The sequence below is a fragment of the Mesorhizobium sp. M2C.T.Ca.TU.002.02.1.1 genome (genome assembly GCF_003997225.1).
In genome coordinates, this window is record NZ_RZTO01000836.1 from 1 (window position 1) to 2,602 (window position 2,602).

Annotated in this window: 3 protein-coding genes and 1 pseudogene; 2 read left to right on the forward strand and 2 right to left on the reverse strand. The window is 65.3% G+C overall.

Features of this window, described 5'->3' with window-relative positions:
* A pseudogene (gene ubiA, locus EOD07_RS30145) lies at window positions 1-155 on the reverse strand (4-hydroxybenzoate octaprenyltransferase); the annotation flags it as partial.
* Between the two features lie 51 nt (window positions 156-206).
* Window positions 207-1,118: a LysR family transcriptional regulator gene (locus tag EOD07_RS30150; RefSeq protein ID WP_127237913.1), complete on the reverse strand. Its 912-nt coding sequence runs from the start codon at window positions 1,116-1,118 to the stop codon at window positions 207-209.
* Window positions 1,119-1,210: 92 nt separating this feature from the next.
* On the opposite strand from EOD07_RS30150, the gene EOD07_RS30155 reads away from it, so the two are divergent.
* Together EOD07_RS30155 and EOD07_RS30160 are read left to right on the forward strand one after the other, a co-directional pair.
* Window positions 1,211-2,005: a phytanoyl-CoA dioxygenase family protein gene (locus EOD07_RS30155; RefSeq protein WP_164772679.1), complete on the forward strand. Its 795-nt coding sequence runs from the start codon at window positions 1,211-1,213 to the stop codon at window positions 2,003-2,005.
* Window positions 2,006-2,334: 329 nt separating this feature from the next.
* Window positions 2,335-2,602, forward strand: a 268-nt coding sequence (locus EOD07_RS30160) for a phosphoribosylamine--glycine ligase N-terminal domain-containing protein (RefSeq protein ID WP_281059097.1), incomplete at its 3' end; no start/stop codon positions are given.

Below are 2,602 nucleotides of genomic sequence, written 5' to 3' on the forward strand. Positions count from 1 at the left end.
CAGGGCCACAACAGCAATTGCCAGCCGATCGGCCGGTCCCAGCGCGCCAGCTGCGCATAAGGCCACAGCCAGCGCGGCAGCACCCGGTAGACCCAATGGCCGCTCGGCGCGTCGGCGACGCGGCCCTGGATCGCTTTCGACTGGACGGTTTCCATCACGTTGAAGTGACAGTCGCAAGTGACGCCGTCAAGCGGCCGCAATGTCGCTTACGCGGTGAAAACATCGTGACCGGCAAACCATGCCTTGGCGACGTCGATGAAGGCCGCGGCCGCCTTCGACAGGCGCTGGCGGGTGTCGTGGGTCAGGATGATGCGCTGCATCGGCAGCGCGTCGGAGAGCGGTTTGCAGACCAGCGGCAGGCCGTCATAGCTGCGGTCGCCATAGGGCCTCGTATAGCTGACGGCGACGCCGAATCCGTTGGCGACCATGGAGCGCTGCAGCTCGAACGAGCTCGTCGCCGCTCGCGCGATCGGCGACAGGCCGCGGCTGAGGAAGAGGTCCAGCATATGCTGCCAGCTGTGCGGCTGGTCGGTGGTGATCAGCGGATGCTGGGCGAGCTCGGCCAGGCTGACGGCGTGCTTGTCCGCCAGCGCATGGCCAGCGGGCAAAAGCGCGTGCGGCCGCAATTCATGCAGCAGGATGCGCTTGAAATGGCCTGGAAGGCCGAGATCGTAGGTGAGGCCGAGATCGACGGCGCTGTCGGCCAGGCGCCGCCCCAGCGTCTCGAAGGTCTCGTCCCCGATGACGACCGTGACGGCCGGGCAGCGCTCGGCGAAGGCGCGCATCAGCGCCGGCGCGAAATAGGGCGCCAGGTCCTCGAAGCATCCAAGCACCAGCTCGCCGCCGATATCCGCCTCGCGCGTACCGAGCGCCGCCAGCTCGTCCGCCTCGCCCAGCACCTGCCTTGCCTTGGCGACGGCCCTGCGGCCGAAGGACGTCAGCGCCACGCCGCTGCCGCGCTGGCGCACGAACAGTTTCTGGCCAAGCGCATCCTCGACATTGTCGATCGCCACCGACATCGACGGCTGCGAGACATTGAGCGCGTTCGCCGCCGCGGTCACGCTGCCATAGCGGGCCACGGCGACGACATAGCGCAATTGGGTGAGGGTCAGTCTCATAGGTAAAAACTATAAATTACATGACACGTTATTATTTTACGCGATGTCCGGCGCTTGCAATAGTCGCTTGCCAAATGCAAGGAGAACGCGCCATGGCCAGCCCAAAGATCGATGCTTCGACGATTGCCGATTACCAGCGCGACGGCGCCGTCTGCGTCCGCGGCGCCTTCAAGGACTGGGTCGACGTCATCGCCGACGGCATCGAGCGCAATATGCAGAACCGCAGCGCAACCGCCTCCGACATCGCCGGCGGCAAGGGCAGCTTCTTCGACGATTACTGCAACTGGGAGCGCATCCCGGAATTCGTCAGGATCGTCAGGGAATCGCCGGCCGCCGAACTCGCCGCCGCCGTCATGCAGTCGCGCAGCGCGCAGTTCTTCCACGACCACGTGCTGGTCAAGGAGCCCGGCACGCAGAAGCCGACGCCCTGGCACCAGGACATCCCCTATTACTTCGTCGACGGCAGCCAGACGGTCAGCTTCTGGATCCCGATTGATCCGGTGAAAGAGGCGACGCTGAGGCTGATCGCGGGCTCGCACAAATGGGAAAAGATGGTGCTGCCGGTGCGTTGGCTGAACGACGCCAATTTCTATGCCGGCGAGGGCGACTACCGGCCGGTGCCCGACCCCGACAACGATCCTTCGATGAAGGTGCTCGAATGGGAGATGGAGCCGGGCGACGCCATCCTGTTCGACTTTCGGACCGCCCACGGCGCGCGCGGCAACATGACGGCGGCAAGGCGCCGGGCGCTGTCGCTGCGCTGGGTCGGCGACGACGCGCATTATATCGAACGCCCCGGCCGCACCTCGCCGCCCTATCCCGGCCATGACATGAAGCCCGGCCAGAAGCTGCGCGAGGATTGGTTTCCGGTTATCTATCAGAGCTGAGTGGCCCTGCCTCGTCATCCACGGGCGGAGCGGGAGCGAAGCGGACGCGCAGACCCGAGGATCCATTCCGTGACCTCGAAGCGCCGCAACGGTGCAGAATTCTCTGCCATTTGCATCCTTCGGCTAAGGTCACGGAATGGATTCTATGGTCTGCGCGCGTCGCTTCGCTCCTTGCTCCGCCATAGAATGACGAGGTTGGGGCGGCTTCGACAGTCCCCGGCCTTTGCGCTGCTTTCCCGTGCGCAATTGCCGCCAAAATGCCAAGACGCCTTGACCCGCCGCCCGCGGACCAATAGCGGGTTCGGGGAGACGATCAGCAAGAGGTGGCCATGAACGTTCTTCTTCTCGGCTCGGGTGGCCGCGAACATGCGCTCGCCTGGAAGATGTCCGCCTCGCCGCTGCTGACGAAGCTCTACGCCTCGCCCGGCAATCCGGGCATCGGCCGTGTCGCCGAGCTGGTGAAGCTCGACGTCGCCGACCATTCCGCCGTCGCGTCCTTCTGCCAGGAAAAGAAGATCGATCTGGTCGTGGTCGGCCCGGAAGGCCCGCTGGTCGCCGGCATCGCCGATGATCTGCGCGCCTGGGGCATCCGGGTCT

Excerpts from the sequence above, each read along its gene's own strand:
- EOD07_RS30150 (WP_127237913.1), bottom strand. The coding sequence starts at position 1,118 with ATGAGACTGACCCTCACCCAATTGCGCTATGTCGTCGCCGTGGCCCGC.
- EOD07_RS30155 (WP_164772679.1), top strand. The coding sequence starts at position 1,211 with ATGGCCAGCCCAAAGATCGATGCTTCGACGATTGCCGATTACCAGCGC.